This window comes from Asticcacaulis aquihabitans, assembly GCF_032490435.1.
Taxonomy (GTDB): Bacteria; Pseudomonadota; Alphaproteobacteria; order Caulobacterales; family Caulobacteraceae; genus Asticcacaulis.
This window is the reverse complement of sequence record NZ_JAVGWM010000005.1, coordinates 184,045-199,914: the sequence shown is the minus strand read 5'-3', so window position 1 is coordinate 199,914 and position 15,870 is coordinate 184,045. Positions and strand designations below refer to the sequence as shown.

Genomic DNA, 15,870 nt, shown 5'->3' with positions numbered 1-15,870 from the left:
CCCATAGCGTTGTTTACCATTCGCTGTCTTTTGAATGGCCTCGGTGTTTTACCGCCACACTAGAAAGTCTGATTGCCCGTGACCCTGCCCAAAGCCCCTTCTCCCGCCCGCACGCCTTTTACCATCGAGCAATTGGGCCGGACACGGACAGACAATTACCATTGGATGAAGGACGACAACTGGCAGGCGGTTTTGCGCGCCCCAGGTTCGATCCGCGCCGATATCAAGGCGGCGCTGGACGAAGAAAACGCGTATTCCGCGGCTGTCCTAGGCGGCACGCAATTCTTACAGGACACCCTTTTCGCCGAAATGAAGGGACGCATAAAGGAAGATGACGCCAGCGTTCCTACGCCCGATGGCGCGTGGGAATACTATTCGCGCTTCGAAACCGGCGCTCAACACCCCATCGTAGCGCGCCGTCCGCGCACGCGTGGCGATTTCCATTCCGCCATCCCGGCGACGGACACCACTCGCGACGTCGAAGAGATACTGCTCAACGAGGAAGAGCGGGCCAAGGGCACCGAATTCTACGAAACGTCCGACGCCCAGCACAGCCCCGATCACCGGCTGTTCGCCTGGGGCGAAGATACGCAAGGGTCTGAGTACTACACCGTCTACGTCAAGGATCTGACGACCGGCGAGGTCCTGCCCGACCCGATCAAAAGCTGCGATGGCGGCTTCACCTTTTCGCCGGACTCCCGCTACATCTTCTGGACATGGCGCGATGAAAACTCGCGGCCAGCCAAGGTCTACCGCCGTCCGGCGCGCGGCGGCGAAGACGTTCTGGTCTATGACGAACCCGATGAAGGCTTTTTCCTGCACGTCGGCACGCTGAGTTCAGACGCCTTTATCAGCATCGGCGGCGGCAATCACGAAACCAACGAAACCTGGCTAATTCCGGCCGCGACGCCGGAGGACCTGCCGTTTTGCGTGCAACCGCGTGAAGATGGCGTCCAGTATGATATCGATCACTGGGACGACCGCTTCATCATTCGCACCAATGCCGACGGCGCCATCGATTTCAAGCTTATGGTATCGACGGCCGAACGTCCGTCACGCGACACGTGGCGAGACCTCGTGCCCCATCGCCCCGGTATCTACATCACCGGATCGGGCGTCTATAAACGCCACATGCTTCGCGTCGAGCGTGAAAATGCCAATACACGTATCGTCATCACCCGCAAGGCGGATATGAGCGAGCACATCATCTCGGTGGATGAGGAAGCCTACAGCCTCGGTGCGTCGGGGGGCTATGAGTATGATACTGACATCATTCGTTACAGCTACACCTCCCCGACCACGCCCGCCCAAACCTTCGACTACAATATGGAGACGCGTGACCGCGTCCTGCGCAAGACGCAGATTATCCCTTCGGGCCATAATCCGGCCGACTACGTCGCACGCCGCCTCTATGCCACGGCCCCGGACGGCCAGGACGTGCCGATTACAGTCCTCATGAAAGCCGGCACGCCGCTCGATGGCAAGGCCCCGCTCCTGCTCTATGCCTATGGCTCTTACGGCATACCGATGGACCCGGGGTTTTCGATCCGCTCACTCAGCCTGGTTGACCGCGGCTGGGTCTACGCCATCGCACATATCCGCGGCGGCTCGGAAAAAGGTTATGGCTGGTTCCTGGATGGCCGCAAGTTCAAGAAGGTCAACACCTTCACCGACTTTATCGCCTGTGCCGAAAGTCTGTGCGATGCCGGCTATGGCACGCGCGGGCGTATCGTCGCCTATGGCGGATCGGCTGGCGGCATGTTGATGGGGGCAGTCGCCAATATGCGGCCGGACCTGTGGGCCGGGGTCATCGGTGCGGTGCCATTTATCGATGTGCTGAACACCATGAGCGACACCTCCCTGCCGCTCACCCCGCCAGAATGGCCCGAATGGGGCAACCCGTTGGAAGACACGGAAGCCTATGACTACATAGCCAGCTACTCGCCTTACGACAACATCACACCGCAAGCTTATCCGCCGGTGCTGGCAACCGGTGGTCTGTCGGACACGCGCGTGACCTACTGGGAGCCGATGAAGTGGATCGCGAAATTGCGTGAAAAATCGACATCGGATGCGCCCATGCTCCTCAAGATCAACATGGACGCCGGACATGGCGGCGCGTCGGGCCGCTTCGACTTCCTGAAGGAAATCGCCTTTGACTATGCTTTCGCCATCTGGGCGGTCGATCGCCATGGTTGATATCCGCGACGCCGTCGACGGCGACTTAGCTGCCATTACGGCCATATACGCCCATAACGTCTTGCACGGCACCGGCACCTTCGCGCTGGAACCGGCCGGCGAAGCGGAAATGCGGTCAGGGTTCCAGACGGTACACGATCTGCGCCTGCCTTATCTGGTCGCGGTCGAAAATGGCCGTGTCGTCGGCTATGCCTATGCGGCGCCCTTCCGCACACGTCCCGCCTATCGCTATGTGGTCGAGAACAGCATTTATCTGGCCGAAGACGCCACAGGACGTGGGATAGGCAAACAGTTGCTCAACCGATTGATAGACCTGTGCACCGCGCGTGGGCTTTACAGCATGATCGCCGTTATCGGCGACCGAGAAAACGGCGGCTCGATCGGTGTCCACGCGGCCTGCGGTTTCACGCACACTGGCTATTTACCACGGGCAGGCTTCAAATTTGGCCGCTGGCTCGACGTGGTTTTCATGACCCGCGACCTTTTACCCCCCAACGATGTCCCACAAGGGGACGGCTGGGCAGACTAGAAGTCTATCCATTCATCAAATAGTAGCCGATTTTTGACATAGTCTGCCTCCCTGTAGTCCAGAGTATTCATGTTTCCGTTGGTTACCCACCGTCCTTCCTCCCGTCTCAGTATTTGTGGCGCAATCGTGACGCTTGCCATCGGCTTAGCCGTGGCCACGCACAGTCAGGCTGAAGCGGTGGCGGGCGCCGTTCTGACAACGGAAGTCGATAGCGTGCTAAGCGGCGGCCTCGACGTCGGGTCGCGCAGCCTCAGCAATCTTGACCTCACAGCGCATTGGCAAGGTGACAATGGCTGGGAAGCGTTTGGGTATATCCTGGGCGATTTCGGCGGGCCGTTTTCAGGCGCGCACGCCGGCGATATCCAGACGACGTCCAACATCGATAGTGTCGAAGGTTGGCGATTGTTCGAAGCCTACGGCAAAAAAACATTCCGCAAGGACAGCTATGTCATGGCGGGCCTGATCAATCTCAATGGCATCTTCGACGTTCAGACGGTCGGCGGGCTGTTCTTGAATGCCTCGCATGGTATTGGGGTCGACTATTCGCAGATCGGCCTGTCGATTTTTCCGACCAGCAGCCTGGGCATCGTCGGCCAATGGCGTTTCGACGACCGAAACAGCTTTCGCGCGGGCATTTTCGACGCCGTGCCGGGCAATCCTAACGATGACAAGGCGTTTGCCTATATCCGGCTGTCGCGGCGCGAAGGTAGCCATATCGTCGGGGAATATCAGTACGATTTTGACGGCGGTTATCTGAAACTGGCCGCTTGGCACAATAGCGCCGCCGCGGAACGCCTTGATGGCTCTGGCTGGTCCGACAGTAATTCGGGCGCCTATGCTCAACTCGCGGTCACATTGACGGGCGATGACACCCGCGGACTGAAGGGGTGGCTCCGCACCGGCATCGCCAATGCCCAGGTGATGACGATAGACCAATATGCCGGCGGCGGCCTGGTCTATACCGCCCCGTTCAAAGGACGCGATACCGACCAGGTGGGTTTTGCCGTCGCGGCTGCCCATTTCGGCAAGCCCTATCAAACGGCGATAGGAGACGTGTTAAAGGGCGAAATTACCTATGAACTGACCTACCGCTGGGATATTCGCGACGGACTATCGATCCAGCCTGACCTGCAATATATATCGCATCCCTATGGCCGCAGCGATATCAACGACGCGACCGTATTCAATCTGCGCCTGAAAACGGATCTGACGGCCTTGCGCTGAAGGGTCGTGAGCCTGTTCGGGCGTGTCAGTCGATCACCACCGATATTCGCGCTCTATTTAGACGTCGTATCGCAATCGCCCGCCATACGGCGTTGGTACGCATTCACAAGCGCCGTATAGGGCGGCACAAAGGCGTTTGCAGCCAAGGCTTTGCCATCACTCATGGTTTCGGCCTGCGCGACACGAACCTCAAAATGCAAATGGATGGTTGTGTATTGCTGCACACCGTTCGAAACGCCAAGATTGTTCGAGATCAGGCCGAGCTTTTGACCACGCAGGACCTTGTCTCCAACCGCGACCTTAACGGATGACTTTTGCATATGCAGGTAGCGGAAAATTCTGTGCGGCACGGCATTGCCAGTGATCGCGACCGTATATGAGCCCACCTGCGTGACAATACCGTCTTCGGCAGCGACGGCCCAATATTGATTGGCCTTGCAACTAGCCGGACGAATATCCTGGCCCTGGTGCCCACTGCCGCTCGCACAAACCGGGTTTGTCCAACTCCTGGCCTCACAGAAGTTATCGTGCCATGGGAAAGCATAGTTTTTGCTATCACACTGGCTGCCATGGTTCGTCGCCGATGGGCTGGGGTAGTGATCGCCGCCTGGGCTATAGACCTGCGAATTTGCATAGGCAGCGCCCTGAACCGGGAAGCAGATGCCCGGCGCCCAATTGCTGAGGTCCGAGTAGCCGCTGCCCGATCCGGCGACAAGCGCAGTGGGCGCCTCATGGGGGAAATCCGAGGTTGAAGCGCCTGCCGCAGGCTCAGATGCGCTGTCAAACACTTCGGCCGAAGACGGGTCAACAAAGCTCGAAATCGCATCCTCTAAAACAGCCGACGCGGCTTGCGAGCTTGGCTGGCTGCCGGTTTGCGTCTGTGGACTGCAGGCGGCCACCGCGAAAAGCAGAGCCACAATCGAGACACGGGAGATCGAGATGAAGGGGCTCATTATCCGGCTCCCTTCTGGTCATTACCTGTCAAAACAGTTGGCGTTTTGATCAAAGTACCCGGCGGTTTGAAACGGGCCGCCGCCGCCCGCGCCTTTGAGCCGATACCCACATCGTCAAACTCGGTCAGTATCTTCTTTAAATAGCCGTCGGATTTACATTCCGGCGCCGCAGGATCATCGCAGGACACATCTAGACTGTAGACGACGCCAAACCTCATGAATGTGGCCGTCCAGCCGTCTTCCATCTGTGTGACGCGGATGTCCTCCGCTAACCCCTTCAGTTTCGTCGCGGGTCGATTGGAGATGGCGCCCTTGGCGACCTGCAAAAAGTTTCGGTTGCCATACATCGTGATGTGGACGCCATTCTTTTGCGGAAGGTCCAACGCATAGGCATCTCCGAAGCTGATCAATTTCGCCTTGATCGTGTCGACGATGCCTTCACGCGGCAATATGACCGGGAGTTCGGTTTTATCAAGTTCAGATGCCACCAGCCTCACGACGGTGCCTGGCCCTTTGCGGCTGGCACGCACCCTGGCGATTTGGTCAAGGACGCTTTGCCATTGCACAGGTGCTGGCGGTAAAAGTCGCGGCGCTGTAGCGCCTCTCGCGGCGGTCGCGCCGGGTTGGGTTTGCGCATATGTTTCCGTCGCGGCGTTAATACCGAACAGGAAGACAACACCAACCGAAACGCTCAACGCGACGGCTCTAAGATTCCACTTTAACATTTAGATGGCCCCCCGCCACGTCAGGACTAAAATCCAGCCGCATTATGGTTAATTATAAGGATCGAAGGGGCTATCTGTCAAAATATATCGCGCAGTAAGAATCCATAAAACGCGAATGCGGAAAAAGCCGCACACCGTGCCCCTGGGACCCCTGGTTGCCCTAGGCTGTTATCTGACGTGGCTCGTGATGAAGCTATCGACCGACGATGTATAGGCCGAAGGCAGGCCCAGTGTACGATTGATTTCCTCATGTGTTAGGTCCTGCGGCAGGAGCGGCATGGCCCGCCCCGCCTGTGTCACCTTGGTCTGAAACGCCTTTGCCTGATCGCAGGGTCTGTCTTTGCGCTTCGTCGAACACACAACCAGCATCGGCACAGCCGCAGGCGTCCACTGATCCATGGGTGAGGCCTTCAACCAGTAGGCCTTGTCAGCACCAAATGCCTCATCATAGAAGCCAAGATGACGTTTTGACATCAGATCGGGCACGCTCATTACGGCGGAATCGAGTACAATCGTGCCCGCCCATTTTTGCCCGACCAGGGCGGGATTGGATGACAGCAGCGCCACGATATGAGCGCCGGCCGAGTGCCCCATCAAAATGAGGCGGTCCGACCGGGCGCCCCAGCCGCCAGCGTGGGACTGCGTATAGCGCAGGGCCGCAGCGACATCCATGGCCTGTTCATAGGCCATGAGATCCGGGAGCATTCGGTAATTGACGCTCACAAGCACATATCCCTTAGGGAGCCAGTATTTGAGCTTGTTTTCTACGACGCCGGAATTTGCCTTATCCCCCACCTTCCACGCCCCGCCGTGCACCATAACGATAACCGGCGCGTCATGCGTATTGGGCGGCGTATAGACATCGATCACCTGACGCGCATCCGGACCATAGGACAGGGTCTGTTTACGCGCCCCCGGAAGTATCGCCTGCAAATCGACGGGCCGGCTTTCTTCTGCTTGTTTGGCCTCTAGCCTATCCTGAAATTTCGCCTTCAAGCGATCACGCAGCGGACCCGCCGTGGCGACGCCGGATGTGACGGCCAAGGACACGACGACGAGGGCAACGAAAAGACGTTTCATCGGATTTTCCTTTACTTCGGTTTTAAGACTTATTTCGGTCGGCCAAACAAGTTGCCTGCGGCTTCACCCAAAGATTTCGAGCGCATGACGTCACCAAACATGCGTCCCCATTCGCGTAGAGAAATCACGAATGGATTGTACGAGTGAATCGGTGTCGTCAGGCCAAAGACGACCGGCTCGCTATGGTCATCCTCGGCAAAAGTACCGAACCACTTATCAAAGACAATCAGCACGCCACCAAAATTGCGGTCGAGATATCGCGTATTGGACGCGTGGTGGATACGGTGATGCGCCGGCGTATTCAAAATATGCTCCAGCACGCCCCATTTGGGCGACAACTCGGTATGCAGGAAGAACTGATAGACGAGGTTCCCTGTCAGCAGAATGACCACCATCAGCGGCGAAAAGCCGAGCAGGACCATAGGCAGGAACATCATCCATTCGCCAGAGAGCGCGTTGGTCCAGCCAAGACGCACCGCCGCGGGCAGGTTGAAACTATTGGCCGAGTGATGAACGGCATGCGAGGCCCACAACCAGCGAATGGTGTGGCTGACGCGGTGCATCCAGTAATAAAGGAACTCGAAGACGATAAAGCCCGAGATCCAAACCCACGGGTCCGTCATGGATAGATGCCAGGGGGCGAACTGAGCGGCAAAAGGAAACACCGCCATGACCATGAGCGCGGTGAGCGGCCGTAACAGCGTATTGCCAACAGCAACGCCCAGCGACGCAGCGGTCTGGCGCACATCGTAGGCTTCCTTGCGTACAAAGGCGATGTAAAGCGCCTCCAGAAGAACGAAGGCCAAAGCAACCCAGATAAAGGCGCCGTGATATAAATTGTGTTCCATAATCAACGCCCCTTCGCCTGTTCGATTTCGCGGCCGTCTATGATCTCGTTATGATCCAGGTCAATCTGGTCGAACACCAGCATCGGACCGTTGACAAACTCGTCACGGCTGATGCGTCCGTCATGATTGGCGTCGAGCGCAGCTCTTGCCGCCTGTATCTTGGGCACCATCTGTCCTGCGGCAATAGCCGGCACATCGGCATCCGTCAGATAGCCGTCGCCGTTGCGATCTAGGCGAGCGAATTGGGTGGCGCGCCAGGTTTGCCACTCGGCGCGGGTCAGCATGCCGTCATGGTTAGCGTCCGCTTCCATGGCACGGCTCACCACCTGTTCGATCTGCGCAGGCGTTGCGGCGGGTGCGGCAACGGCGCCTGTAACCAGAAAAAAGGCTGGAAGAGCGAAAATGACGATCTTCATCGGGGAAACCTCCAGAATAAAGGTAAGCCCCTTGCGTGAGGGGACAACACGCAAGGGGCAAGGCGCCTACCGCGTCGGGCAGGCGATAGTCGCGCCGGAGGCATCCGTGCAGGTGCCGCTATGGCTCACGCCATTCGCGCTGTCATAGCTGGTGTTGCCACTATAGCTGTTGCCGGTGGTGGCGTTGGTAACTTGGGTGCCGCGCGCGCCGGAAACCGTGCCGTCGGCATTGCGGTTGAAGCCACCGGACGTGCTGGCCGTGCCCCTGGCGCCTGTAGCGTAAGCGCTTTCGGAATGACTGGCTGAGCCGTCGGGATTGACTGTAGTGGTCGAGCCGCGTGCCCCATAGGCGCCACTGTTAGTCTTGAAGGCGCCGCCACTGGCGGCCGTTGTGCTGCCGTCAGCATTGGTCGTGGCACCACGGGCGCGGACATAGCTGTTACCGTTTTTCGTACCTGCGGCAACGGCGCCATTGGCCCCTCGGGCACGGACGTGACCGGTGGCCGCCGAAGCGGCGTCGGCAAATATCAGCGTGGCCAGAATGGCGGCAGCGCTGGCAATCAATGTCTTTTTCATCACTCTCTCCTTGTTTGTCATGGATGACGCAACGGAGGCTAGGGTCCCCAAGTTACGCAAAAACGACGTAAAATCCTTTAGGTGTTACAGGATGGTGCAAGATCGGCTACCTGTAACGTCTTGTAACATCTTCGCAAATGTCCGAAGCTGTCCCTTAAGCTAGAGTTGTGCCTGCCACGTCGTAAGGACCCTAAGCATGACGACCTCCCCTGCCCGCCTGATCGTGCTTGACGATGATGCGGAGATGCGTGGATTGCTCCAGCGTTACCTGAGCGAGAACGGTTTCAATGTCCGCACTGTTCCCGACGGCAAAAGCCTTGATCGCGCGCTCGCCCGTGAGCCGGCCGATGTCCTGATCCTCGATCTGATGATGCCTGATGAGGACGGACTGAGCGTTTGCCGCCGCTTGCGCGCGACGGGCGTTGACACACCGATCATTATGCTAACCGCGAAAGGCGATCCGATAGACCGTATTTTGGGACTTGAGATGGGGGCCGACGACTATCTGCCCAAGCCTTTTGTGCCGCGCGAACTGCTGGCGCGTATCAACGCCATTCAGCGCCGGCGACCGGCTATGGCGCATCTCGACACCGGCGAAGGCCGCGTGACTTTCGGACCGTTTGTCCTGGATCTCGGCCGGATGCAACTTACCCGAAACGGTGAGGTTATAGAGCTCAGTACACGTGAGTTCCTATTGCTAAGGGTGCTGCTGCAATACGCCGGACGTCCCTTGTCCCGCGCCCAGATTATTGACCTGGCGATGGGCCGCGACGCAGACGTGACCGATCGCGCGGTCGATGTTCAGATCGTGAGGTTGCGACGCCTGATCGAAAACGATCCGGCCAATCCGGAATGGATTAAGACCGTCTGGGGCCACGGCTATGTGTTTGCAAAGGCGAATGCATGAAAAACCTGTGGTCAAAACTTCGCCCCGATAGCCTGTGGGGCCAGACCGTGGCGCTGACCGCTCTAATCGTTGCCATGGCGCAAATACTCAGCATTGCGCTCTTCACCTTGTTGGTTTTGCGGCCGGAGTTGCAGCGCGTGGCTGGTGTCATGGCCGAAAACGTGGCCTCTATGTCGAACACCCTGTCCGAGGTGCCCGAAGCGGACCGCCAGCGCCTGATGACGCACATGGTAAAATCCTCTTATATCGAGTTATGGACCGGCGAACGGCCGCCCGACGACACCGGTCCGCCACCGCGCTTGGTGGAGCGGGTGTTTATGCGAGCGCTTGTGAAAGCCATGGGAGATAAAACCGATCTTTCGTGGCGAACCGACCATAGCCGCAAGCTGTGGATACATGTTTGGCTGGGTGGTTCGCCCTACTGGATCAGCGTCAAATCCCCCCCTCTGCTCGGCCCGACTGGCCTATTGCTGGCCGGAGCCGCATCGACCTTCGGGCTGGCCCTGCTGGCGGCGGCGCTACTCAGCAATCGACTGCTGCGGCCGCTAAATGCGCTGCGCGATGCTACTGAAGGCTATCGCCTGGCAGCGCCCGTCGCGCCTTTACGGGAAGACGGACCGCTGGAAATTGCAGATTTGGCGCGCAGTTTCAATGATATGACGGCCCGGCTAAGCAAAGCCGAGACTGATCGCAACCTAATTCTGGCCGGCATTTCGCATGATGTCCGCACACCTCTGGCCAAGCTGAAACTGGCCTTCGAGATGATGGCATGCGATGATGAGACATTGACAGCAAGCGCCCAGCGCCAGATCGACCGCATCGACAGTATCCTGTCGCAATTCTTGATGTACGCGCGTGGCTTTGAAGCGGAACCAATCGTCAAAGTCAGCTTGCCCGATCTTTTCGCATCAGTTTTAGCCGAATATGGCAAGGCCGGCGTGGTGATGGCCGCGCCGGTGCCGGACGGAACCTTGCACGGCCGGCCAGAGGCCTTGAGACGCGCCTTGATCAATCTCGTCGAAAACGCCCTGCATTACGGTGCTGTGCCGGTTGAGCTCACCTGCCAGCGGACATCGAGTTGGCAAATCCGTGTGCGTGACCACGGTCATGGCGTCCCCGACATGCAGATCACCGCCTTAACCCAACCATTTGTACGCGGGGATAGCGCCCGACAACCGGCACCCGCCCTAGCTCCCAGCGGTACCGGCCTGGGCTTGGCAATGGTCGACCAGATCGCCCGGCTGCATGGCGGCGCCGTCACCTTGCGCAACCTGACGGATGGCTTTGAGGTCGAGCTTGCAATTCAAAACGTGAAAGATGCCGTTTCAATGGGCAGAATGTGATCGCCTAGGGCTTCGGAGTGAATCGAGCCATACCGACCGTCGACCTGCACGGCCCCCTAGATTGCTGGACACCTGGCGCATTCAGTGCGTTGCCTGGCAGGCGCCGCAGGAAAGTGTAGTTTTGAGGCCTTATACGCGGATATTCAAGGCCTGCCCTGGAGCATAGGTCTTTGTTGCCGCCATCGATACACCCGATTGCGCTGCAGATAAGTCACCCAGCGCACCGCCGAAGATCACCGCCCGCGACCGTGACGGATCGCTGTCGGCACTTATATTGTACGGGCCAGACTTCGGATGTGACGGATCTATGTGCTTTTTGGCATAATCAACATCCGTGCAATTCTTGCAGCTAAAGCCGTTCACCGTAACGGGATGCGGGTAGTCGCCATTGATTGACATTCTGTCCACCTGTTGTGTTTGGAAGATGTTACGCAGCGAACGGTCTGACATTGCCTGATATGTCAGCGGATTTTGAGCACGCGATCCAGACTCCATGCGCCGCTGCCGCGAGCAATGAGCAAGATCAGAAGGGCGGCCCAACTCAAATGGGTCGGCCAGGCGTCTGGATAGACGAAAATTTCAATAACGGCCGTCATACCGAAGAAGGCCAGCGCCGACAAGCGGGTGAACAATCCCAGCACCAGCAGTATCGAGAAGAGGTGTTCGGAGTAGGTCGCCAAGTGAGCGGCAATGTCAGGCGGAATCAGTGGCACATGATAGTCTTCCCGGAAAAGCGTATAGGTGCCGTCGGTGATATGCAGGACGCCATCGACCTTGCTTCGCCCCGACAGGAAAAACACGCCCGCGACGCCCAGACGAGTAATGAGCAAGATCAAATCATCAGGGATCAATCTCTGCAACGCGTCACCTATCGCGTTAATGGGGTGCACGATCGCCGGGCTATCAGTGGATGGCACATTCATGGGGAAACTCCTTCAATTGGAAACGGGGCCAATGCGGCAAAAATGCCGCTTGAGATGAGATCGGCAAACATCGCAGGCAAATCGGTGATGTCAGCCAGAGCGGAGGCCTCGGCGACAGCGAACGCCAGGCTTTTGCCCGCGCGGCACGCGGCCAGGAACGCATAGGCATCTGGTGTCAGGGACCGTGCATTGACTTCGCCATAGGGTCGCCAGAGCAATACGGCCTGGGGTTCGTCTTCCAAATCAAGCGCGTCAACCCCCTCAGGCAACCTCAACGTCTTCCATAGGGCTGGGATCCCCGTCGCGAAGCTTGCCAGCCGCGCTGATGGGATGAGTTGGAGTGTAACCTGATCATATGCGTCTGGTAACAAGCTCACCAAGGACTGTGGGTCAAACGGGCCCGCCTCTGCTGCCAGATGCGCCTCGGTCCACAGATGATCCATGCGCGCCAAATCGGGCAAAAAAGGCATGTCCCTGGCGGGCTCAAACGCATCCAGCCAGTCGGCAAAGCCCGCGCCATAGTCAATTAGGGTCGCATGCGCTGGTGGACAGCTGCGTGCAAACAGGACGGCCGCCTCCCGCAGCCAATCCTCGCCGACCACTTTCAAAACGGTTGGATAGGACGCGGCAATTGCATCCGCCAGCCCCTTATAAACCGTATTCCGGTATATGCTCAGGCCCGCCATGCCGTGCGCATCGTCCGGCCACCACGGGGCCAGGGCGGCATCATCACCTGCCAGCGCACGGGAGAAGGCATCATAAAACGGCTCAACCCCATATTCAAACATTCGCCAAATCCTTGACGTTTGAGGCTGTGAGACACCTGTGAGCGCGATCCCGTTCCCGCACCAAATCGTTGTAGGTAGGGATATTATCGTCGCGTTCAATCAAGGTTGGCCGCGGACCTATGCGCGCGACGAAGCGTTCATAAAGGCGCCAGACCTGTTCGGAAACGGGCGCCGCATGGGTATCGATCAACATCTGGCTGCGCGGCCCGGGATCGAGCTCATGCCCGGCCAGATGAATTTCGCCTACGGCATCGGCAGGCAGTCTGGCCAGATATGCCTCAGCGTCGTAGCCGAGATTGTGCGCGCTGATGTGGACGTTATTGATATCGACCAACAGCCCGCAGCCTGTCCTTTGGACAAGTTCGCCAAGGAACGCATTTTCGTCCATCTCATGTCCGGACAGCGGCATATAGAGCGACGGGTTCTCGATCAGAAGCCTGACGCCCAAATACGACTGAGCATGGTCGATGTTTCGGACAACACGATCCAGGGCATGGGAGGTTCGGGGAAAGGGCAGGAGATCTGGGGCATAGGCCCCTCGCCGCCTAGACCAGGCCAGATGCTCCGACACAACAAACGGCCGAAACCGGTCGATCAACTGTTTCAACGCCCGCAAATGACGGTCATCGGGCAGTTCATCGGCAGCCAGCGACATGCCGACGCCATGCAGGGATAGCGGATGAGAGGCGGCTATCTTCTCAAGCCAGGCCAATCTGGGTCCACCATCAATCATATAGTTTTCGGGGTGGACTTCGAACCACAGCCCATCGCGAACGTCTTCCGCGGCCTCAGCATAATGCTCGGGCTTCAAGCCAACGCCGGCGGTGGGTCTGTGGCTCATGTCCTATCTCCCCCTGTAAACGCTTAGGCCTTAGGCGTCAGGGAGCCGTAGCCCTTGGGGGTCTTGATGGTCACGCAGGTGCCCTTGGGTACTTCCTTGAAGGCCTTGCCATCGTAGTTGACCTTGGACGTGCCTGCACAAGTCGTACCTGCACCGGCCTTGCAATCATTCTGGCCGGCCTTGGCGACGCCGTAGCACTTTTCGGTTTCTGCCGGCTTCTTGTCAGCGGCGAGTGCCGCGCCGGATACGAGGGCGAGGATGGCGGCAGCGGCGATGCCGGTCTTCATATAGGTCATAATCAAGCTCCATGCAGGTGTTGAAGGCGGGTTGAAGTTTCGAACTCGCCAGGCGTGTTGTCGGCCATGCTGAGGATTACGCCGCGAGGGACCATCCGGTTACAGTCACAAAAAAATTCTAGCTTTTAAGAATGAAAGGCTGAACGTGATTACGCTGCCTCCTCCCGCATCGAGGGTTACAAAACATTTCCAGAGGCGTGTAACTTTCACCGACAGACCGGCGTAATCCTCATTGCCACTCCGGCAAAACACACATCTGAGAGGACTGCCCCCATGATCACTTTGAAATCCGGCGCCGCCATTGCTTCCGCTTCGGCCTTCCTGGCGATGTCAACCTTCGCGACGGCTGCCACCGCCCCGGCAGGCGCCTCAGGCGCCGCTATTTCCGCGACCGACACCGTTCACTGCTACGGCATCAATAGCTGCAAAGGCACGTCAGACTGCAAGACCACGGCTCACGATTGCAAGGGCATGAACGCCTGCAAGGGCCAAGGCTTCAAGGCTGTCACCGCCAAGGCCTGCCTGGCCAAGAAGGGCATCATCGGCGACATCATGTAACCCACCCCTCCACTCTGGCGCCTGACCGCGTTTGCGTCAGGCGCCTCTCCTAAACTGGGTTCCTCTATGCGCGCCTTGTCACCTATCCCTGCGTTTTCCGGCTTCGGCCTCGGCCTACGCACGCCCCATTATTCGGACTTCCTAAGCGCCCCTCAGCCGGTCGATTTTGTCGAGATCATTTCCGAGAACTTTATGATCGCCGGCGGGCGTCCTGTGTGGGTTCTCGACCAGATTCGGCAAAGCTATCCTGTCTGTATGCATGGGGTATCCATGTCTCTGGGCGCCAGTGGCGGTCTGAATAGCGAATATTTGCAACGCCTACGCATCCTGGTCGACAGGGTTGAGCCCCTGTGGGTATCTGATCATTTATGCTGGACAGGTATCGGCGGCACCAACAGTCACGACCTGCTGCCGCTGCCCATGACCGAGGAAGCCCTTGAGCGCGTCTGCCGTAATATTGATCAGGCCCAAACGGCGCTGGGCCGAAATCTGTTGATTGAAAACCCGTCAAGCTATGTGACCTTTCCTGACGATAGCTACACAGAATGGGACTTCGTGTCGGAGGTATGCAGACGCAGCGGTTGCGACTTGCTGCTCGACGTTAATAATATTTACGTAAGCGCTCATAACCACGGCTTTAATGCCGCAGACTATATTCGGGGCATTCCGGCTGAACGCGTTCGCCAGATACACCTGGCCGGACATTCGACGAATAATGACCTGCTCATCGACACCCACGATCACCCTGTTCCTGACGGTGTGTGGGATCTGTTCGAAAGCCTGGCTCCGCGCCTGGACACGGTCGCAATCATGATCGAGCGCGACGACAATATTCCGCCCCTGGTCGAGTTGCTCGCCGAAGTCGATCATGCCCGCGCGATCGTCAACCGCGCCGTCCTAGCCCCTCAAGCTGAGCCCGCCGAATGACCTTAGCGACCTCGCAAACCCGGTTCCTTGACCTCATTCTCAACGACGCCCCGCCGCCTTTGACACCCGGTGAAGCCGTATATCATTTCGCTTACCGCAGCCGCCTGCTGGAGGCCCTGCGTGATACCTACGGCCGTGTCTGGTCCTGGCTCGGTGATGACGCCTTTGACGCCGCCGGAAGAACATATATCCGCACCCATCCACCGTCATCATGGACACTTGATGCGGTTGGTCTCGGTTTCGATGCGACTCTGGCGGCCCTCTATCCAGATGACCCCGAAGTGCCAGAACTCGCCTGGCTTGACTGGACCCTTAGACAGGCCTTCTCCGCCGCCGATACACCCGTTATCGACCCAGCCGCTCTCGCCAATGCGGACTGGTCGGTCGCCCGGCTGCGGCTGGCGTCAGGTTTTCGCCATAGGCCGCTATCCACCAATTCGGTGGCCATCTGGCAGGCCCTGTCTCGTGGCGAGACGCCACCGCCGGTTCAGACCTTGCGCGAAGCTGCCGGGCTTATTGTTTGGCGGAACGGACTTGAGCCTGTCTTTCGTACCCTTGAGACGGATGAGTATGGGGCGATAGTAAGGCTGGAGCACGGCGCGTCATTCGCCAGCGTTTGCGCCGATCTAGACGGACCCTATCCCGAAACGGACAGCACCCTCACCGCCTCAAAATGGCTAGGGCAATGGATATCCGGCGGCCTCATTTGCGACATTTACTGACACGGCTAAGCATAT

At 58.3% G+C, this 15,870-nt stretch carries 19 protein-coding genes; 8 read left to right on the top strand and 11 right to left on the bottom strand.

All coding sequences use genetic code 11. The features are described 5' to 3' along the window. Window positions 1-78: 78 nt before the first annotated feature. The 3 genes from RCJ00_RS18740 (at window position 79) to RCJ00_RS18730 (ending at window position 3,952) form a co-directional block, all read left to right on the top strand. Entirely contained in the window at window positions 79-2,199 is a 2,121-nt protein-coding gene (locus RCJ00_RS18740; protein WP_316223849.1) for a S9 family peptidase, read from the top strand. Then, the gene (locus tag RCJ00_RS18735) at window positions 2,162-2,728 is read left to right on the top strand and encodes a GNAT family N-acetyltransferase (RefSeq protein WP_316223848.1); all 567 of its coding nucleotides are present in this window, start codon (window positions 2,162-2,164) and stop codon (window positions 2,726-2,728) included. Before RCJ00_RS18740 ends, RCJ00_RS18735 begins: the two co-directional genes overlap by 38 nt. 126 nt (window positions 2,729-2,854) lie before the next feature. Further along, complete coding sequence (locus RCJ00_RS18730; protein WP_316223847.1) at window positions 2,855-3,952, top strand: carbohydrate porin; 1,098 nt, start codon at window positions 2,855-2,857, stop codon at window positions 3,950-3,952. Between the two features lie 53 nt (window positions 3,953-4,005). Here the strand turns inward: RCJ00_RS18730 and RCJ00_RS18725 are convergent, their stop codons facing one another. The 6 genes from RCJ00_RS18725 to RCJ00_RS18700 all read right to left on the bottom strand — a co-directional run bounded on the left by RCJ00_RS18725 (window position 4,006) and on the right by RCJ00_RS18700 (window position 8,550). Beyond that, a complete protein-coding gene (locus RCJ00_RS18725) occupies window positions 4,006-4,905 on the bottom strand; it encodes a M23 family metallopeptidase (protein ID WP_316223846.1) in 900 nt (299 codons plus the stop codon). Further along, window positions 4,905-5,630: a hypothetical protein gene (locus tag RCJ00_RS18720; RefSeq protein WP_316223845.1), complete on the bottom strand. Its 726-nt coding sequence runs from the start codon at window positions 5,628-5,630 to the stop codon at window positions 4,905-4,907. The genes RCJ00_RS18725 and RCJ00_RS18720 overlap by 1 nt, the downstream gene beginning before the upstream one ends. 168 nt (window positions 5,631-5,798) lie before the next feature. Continuing rightward, on the bottom strand, window positions 5,799-6,710 hold the full coding sequence (locus RCJ00_RS18715) for an alpha/beta hydrolase (protein ID WP_316223844.1): 912 nt from the start codon (window positions 6,708-6,710) through the stop codon (window positions 5,799-5,801). 29 nt (window positions 6,711-6,739) lie between these two features. After that, window positions 6,740-7,558, bottom strand: coding sequence for a sterol desaturase family protein (locus RCJ00_RS18710; protein WP_316223843.1), 819 nt, complete (start codon window positions 7,556-7,558; stop codon window positions 6,740-6,742). A 2-nt stretch (window positions 7,559-7,560) separates the two neighbouring features. Next, entirely contained in the window at window positions 7,561-7,974 is a 414-nt protein-coding gene (locus RCJ00_RS18705; RefSeq protein WP_316223842.1) for an EF-hand domain-containing protein, read from the bottom strand. A 66-nt stretch (window positions 7,975-8,040) separates the two neighbouring features. Next, a complete protein-coding gene (locus RCJ00_RS18700) occupies window positions 8,041-8,550 on the bottom strand; it encodes a hypothetical protein (RefSeq protein WP_316223841.1) in 510 nt (169 codons plus the stop codon). Window positions 8,551-8,746: 196 nt separating this feature from the next. Between RCJ00_RS18700 and RCJ00_RS18695 the strand changes: the two genes are divergently transcribed. Further along, complete coding sequence (locus tag RCJ00_RS18695) at window positions 8,747-9,457, top strand: response regulator (protein WP_316223840.1); 711 nt, start codon at window positions 8,747-8,749, stop codon at window positions 9,455-9,457. Further along, a complete protein-coding gene (locus tag RCJ00_RS18690) occupies window positions 9,454-10,800 on the top strand; it encodes an ATP-binding protein (RefSeq protein WP_316223839.1) in 1,347 nt (448 codons plus the stop codon). The genes RCJ00_RS18695 and RCJ00_RS18690 overlap by 4 nt, the downstream gene beginning before the upstream one ends. Window positions 10,801-10,929: 129 nt before the next feature. On the opposite strand, the gene RCJ00_RS18685 is transcribed toward RCJ00_RS18690, so the two are convergent. The 5 genes from RCJ00_RS18685 to RCJ00_RS18665 form a co-directional block, all read right to left on the bottom strand. Continuing rightward, window positions 10,930-11,199, bottom strand: a complete 270-nt coding sequence (locus tag RCJ00_RS18685) for a hypothetical protein (RefSeq protein ID WP_316223838.1) — start codon at window positions 11,197-11,199, stop codon at window positions 10,930-10,932. Between the two features lie 62 nt (window positions 11,200-11,261). Further along, window positions 11,262-11,672: a DoxX family protein gene (locus tag RCJ00_RS18680; protein ID WP_316223919.1), complete on the bottom strand. Its 411-nt coding sequence runs from the start codon at window positions 11,670-11,672 to the stop codon at window positions 11,262-11,264. Window positions 11,673-11,719: 47 nt separating this feature from the next. After that, window positions 11,720-12,511 (bottom strand): HvfC/BufC family peptide modification chaperone, encoded by a 792-nt coding sequence (locus RCJ00_RS18675; protein ID WP_316223837.1) that lies wholly within the window; start codon window positions 12,509-12,511, stop codon window positions 11,720-11,722. Further along, on the bottom strand, window positions 12,504-13,352 hold the full coding sequence (gene bufB / locus RCJ00_RS18670) for an MNIO family bufferin maturase (protein ID WP_316223836.1): 849 nt from the start codon (window positions 13,350-13,352) through the stop codon (window positions 12,504-12,506). Before bufB (RCJ00_RS18670) ends, RCJ00_RS18675 begins: the two co-directional genes overlap by 8 nt. A 23-nt stretch (window positions 13,353-13,375) precedes the next feature. Further along, the gene (locus RCJ00_RS18665) at window positions 13,376-13,648 is read right to left on the bottom strand and encodes a BufA1 family periplasmic bufferin-type metallophore (protein ID WP_316223835.1); all 273 of its coding nucleotides are present in this window, start codon (window positions 13,646-13,648) and stop codon (window positions 13,376-13,378) included. 273 nt (window positions 13,649-13,921) lie between these two features. Between RCJ00_RS18665 and bufA2 the strand changes: the two genes are divergently transcribed. The 3 genes from bufA2 (at window position 13,922) to RCJ00_RS18650 (ending at window position 15,855) form a co-directional block, all read left to right on the top strand. Further along, window positions 13,922-14,206 carry a BufA2 family periplasmic bufferin-type metallophore gene (bufA2, locus tag RCJ00_RS18660; RefSeq protein ID WP_316223834.1) on the top strand — a complete coding sequence of 95 codons (285 nt, stop codon included), beginning with the start codon at window positions 13,922-13,924 and terminating at the stop codon, window positions 14,204-14,206. Window positions 14,207-14,272: 66 nt separating this feature from the next. Further along, entirely contained in the window at window positions 14,273-15,133 is an 861-nt protein-coding gene (gene bufB / locus RCJ00_RS18655; protein ID WP_316223833.1) for an MNIO family bufferin maturase, read from the top strand. Beyond that, window positions 15,130-15,855, top strand: a complete 726-nt coding sequence (locus RCJ00_RS18650; protein ID WP_316223831.1) for an HvfC/BufC family peptide modification chaperone — start codon at window positions 15,130-15,132, stop codon at window positions 15,853-15,855. The genes bufB (RCJ00_RS18655) and RCJ00_RS18650 overlap by 4 nt, the downstream gene beginning before the upstream one ends. Window positions 15,856-15,870: the final 15 nt, after the last annotated feature.

Coding starts and splice junctions, on each gene's coding strand:
- RCJ00_RS18735 (WP_316223848.1), top strand. CDS start 2,162: ATGCTTTCGCCATCTGGGCGGTCGATCGCCATGGTTGATATCCGCGAC.
- RCJ00_RS18725 (WP_316223846.1), bottom strand. CDS start 4,905: ATGAGCCCCTTCATCTCGATCTCCCGTGTCTCGATTGTGGCTCTGCTT.
- RCJ00_RS18720 (WP_316223845.1), bottom strand. CDS start 5,630: ATGTTAAAGTGGAATCTTAGAGCCGTCGCGTTGAGCGTTTCGGTTGGT.
- RCJ00_RS18715 (WP_316223844.1), bottom strand. CDS start 6,710: ATGAAACGTCTTTTCGTTGCCCTCGTCGTCGTGTCCTTGGCCGTCACA.
- RCJ00_RS18710 (WP_316223843.1), bottom strand. CDS start 7,558: ATGGAACACAATTTATATCACGGCGCCTTTATCTGGGTTGCTTTGGCC.
- RCJ00_RS18705 (WP_316223842.1), bottom strand. CDS start 7,974: ATGAAGATCGTCATTTTCGCTCTTCCAGCCTTTTTTCTGGTTACAGGC.
- RCJ00_RS18700 (WP_316223841.1), bottom strand. CDS start 8,550: ATGAAAAAGACATTGATTGCCAGCGCTGCCGCCATTCTGGCCACGCTG.
- RCJ00_RS18695 (WP_316223840.1), top strand. CDS start 8,747: ATGACGACCTCCCCTGCCCGCCTGATCGTGCTTGACGATGATGCGGAG.
- RCJ00_RS18690 (WP_316223839.1), top strand. CDS start 9,454: ATGAAAAACCTGTGGTCAAAACTTCGCCCCGATAGCCTGTGGGGCCAG.
- RCJ00_RS18685 (WP_316223838.1), bottom strand. CDS start 11,199: ATGTCAATCAATGGCGACTACCCGCATCCCGTTACGGTGAACGGCTTT.
- RCJ00_RS18675 (WP_316223837.1), bottom strand. CDS start 12,511: ATGTTTGAATATGGGGTTGAGCCGTTTTATGATGCCTTCTCCCGTGCG.
- bufB (WP_316223836.1), bottom strand. CDS start 13,352: ATGAGCCACAGACCCACCGCCGGCGTTGGCTTGAAGCCCGAGCATTAT.
- RCJ00_RS18665 (WP_316223835.1), bottom strand. CDS start 13,648: ATGACCTATATGAAGACCGGCATCGCCGCTGCCGCCATCCTCGCCCTC.
- bufA2 (WP_316223834.1), top strand. CDS start 13,922: ATGATCACTTTGAAATCCGGCGCCGCCATTGCTTCCGCTTCGGCCTTC.
- bufB (WP_316223833.1), top strand. CDS start 14,273: ATGCGCGCCTTGTCACCTATCCCTGCGTTTTCCGGCTTCGGCCTCGGC.
- RCJ00_RS18650 (WP_316223831.1), top strand. CDS start 15,130: ATGACCTTAGCGACCTCGCAAACCCGGTTCCTTGACCTCATTCTCAAC.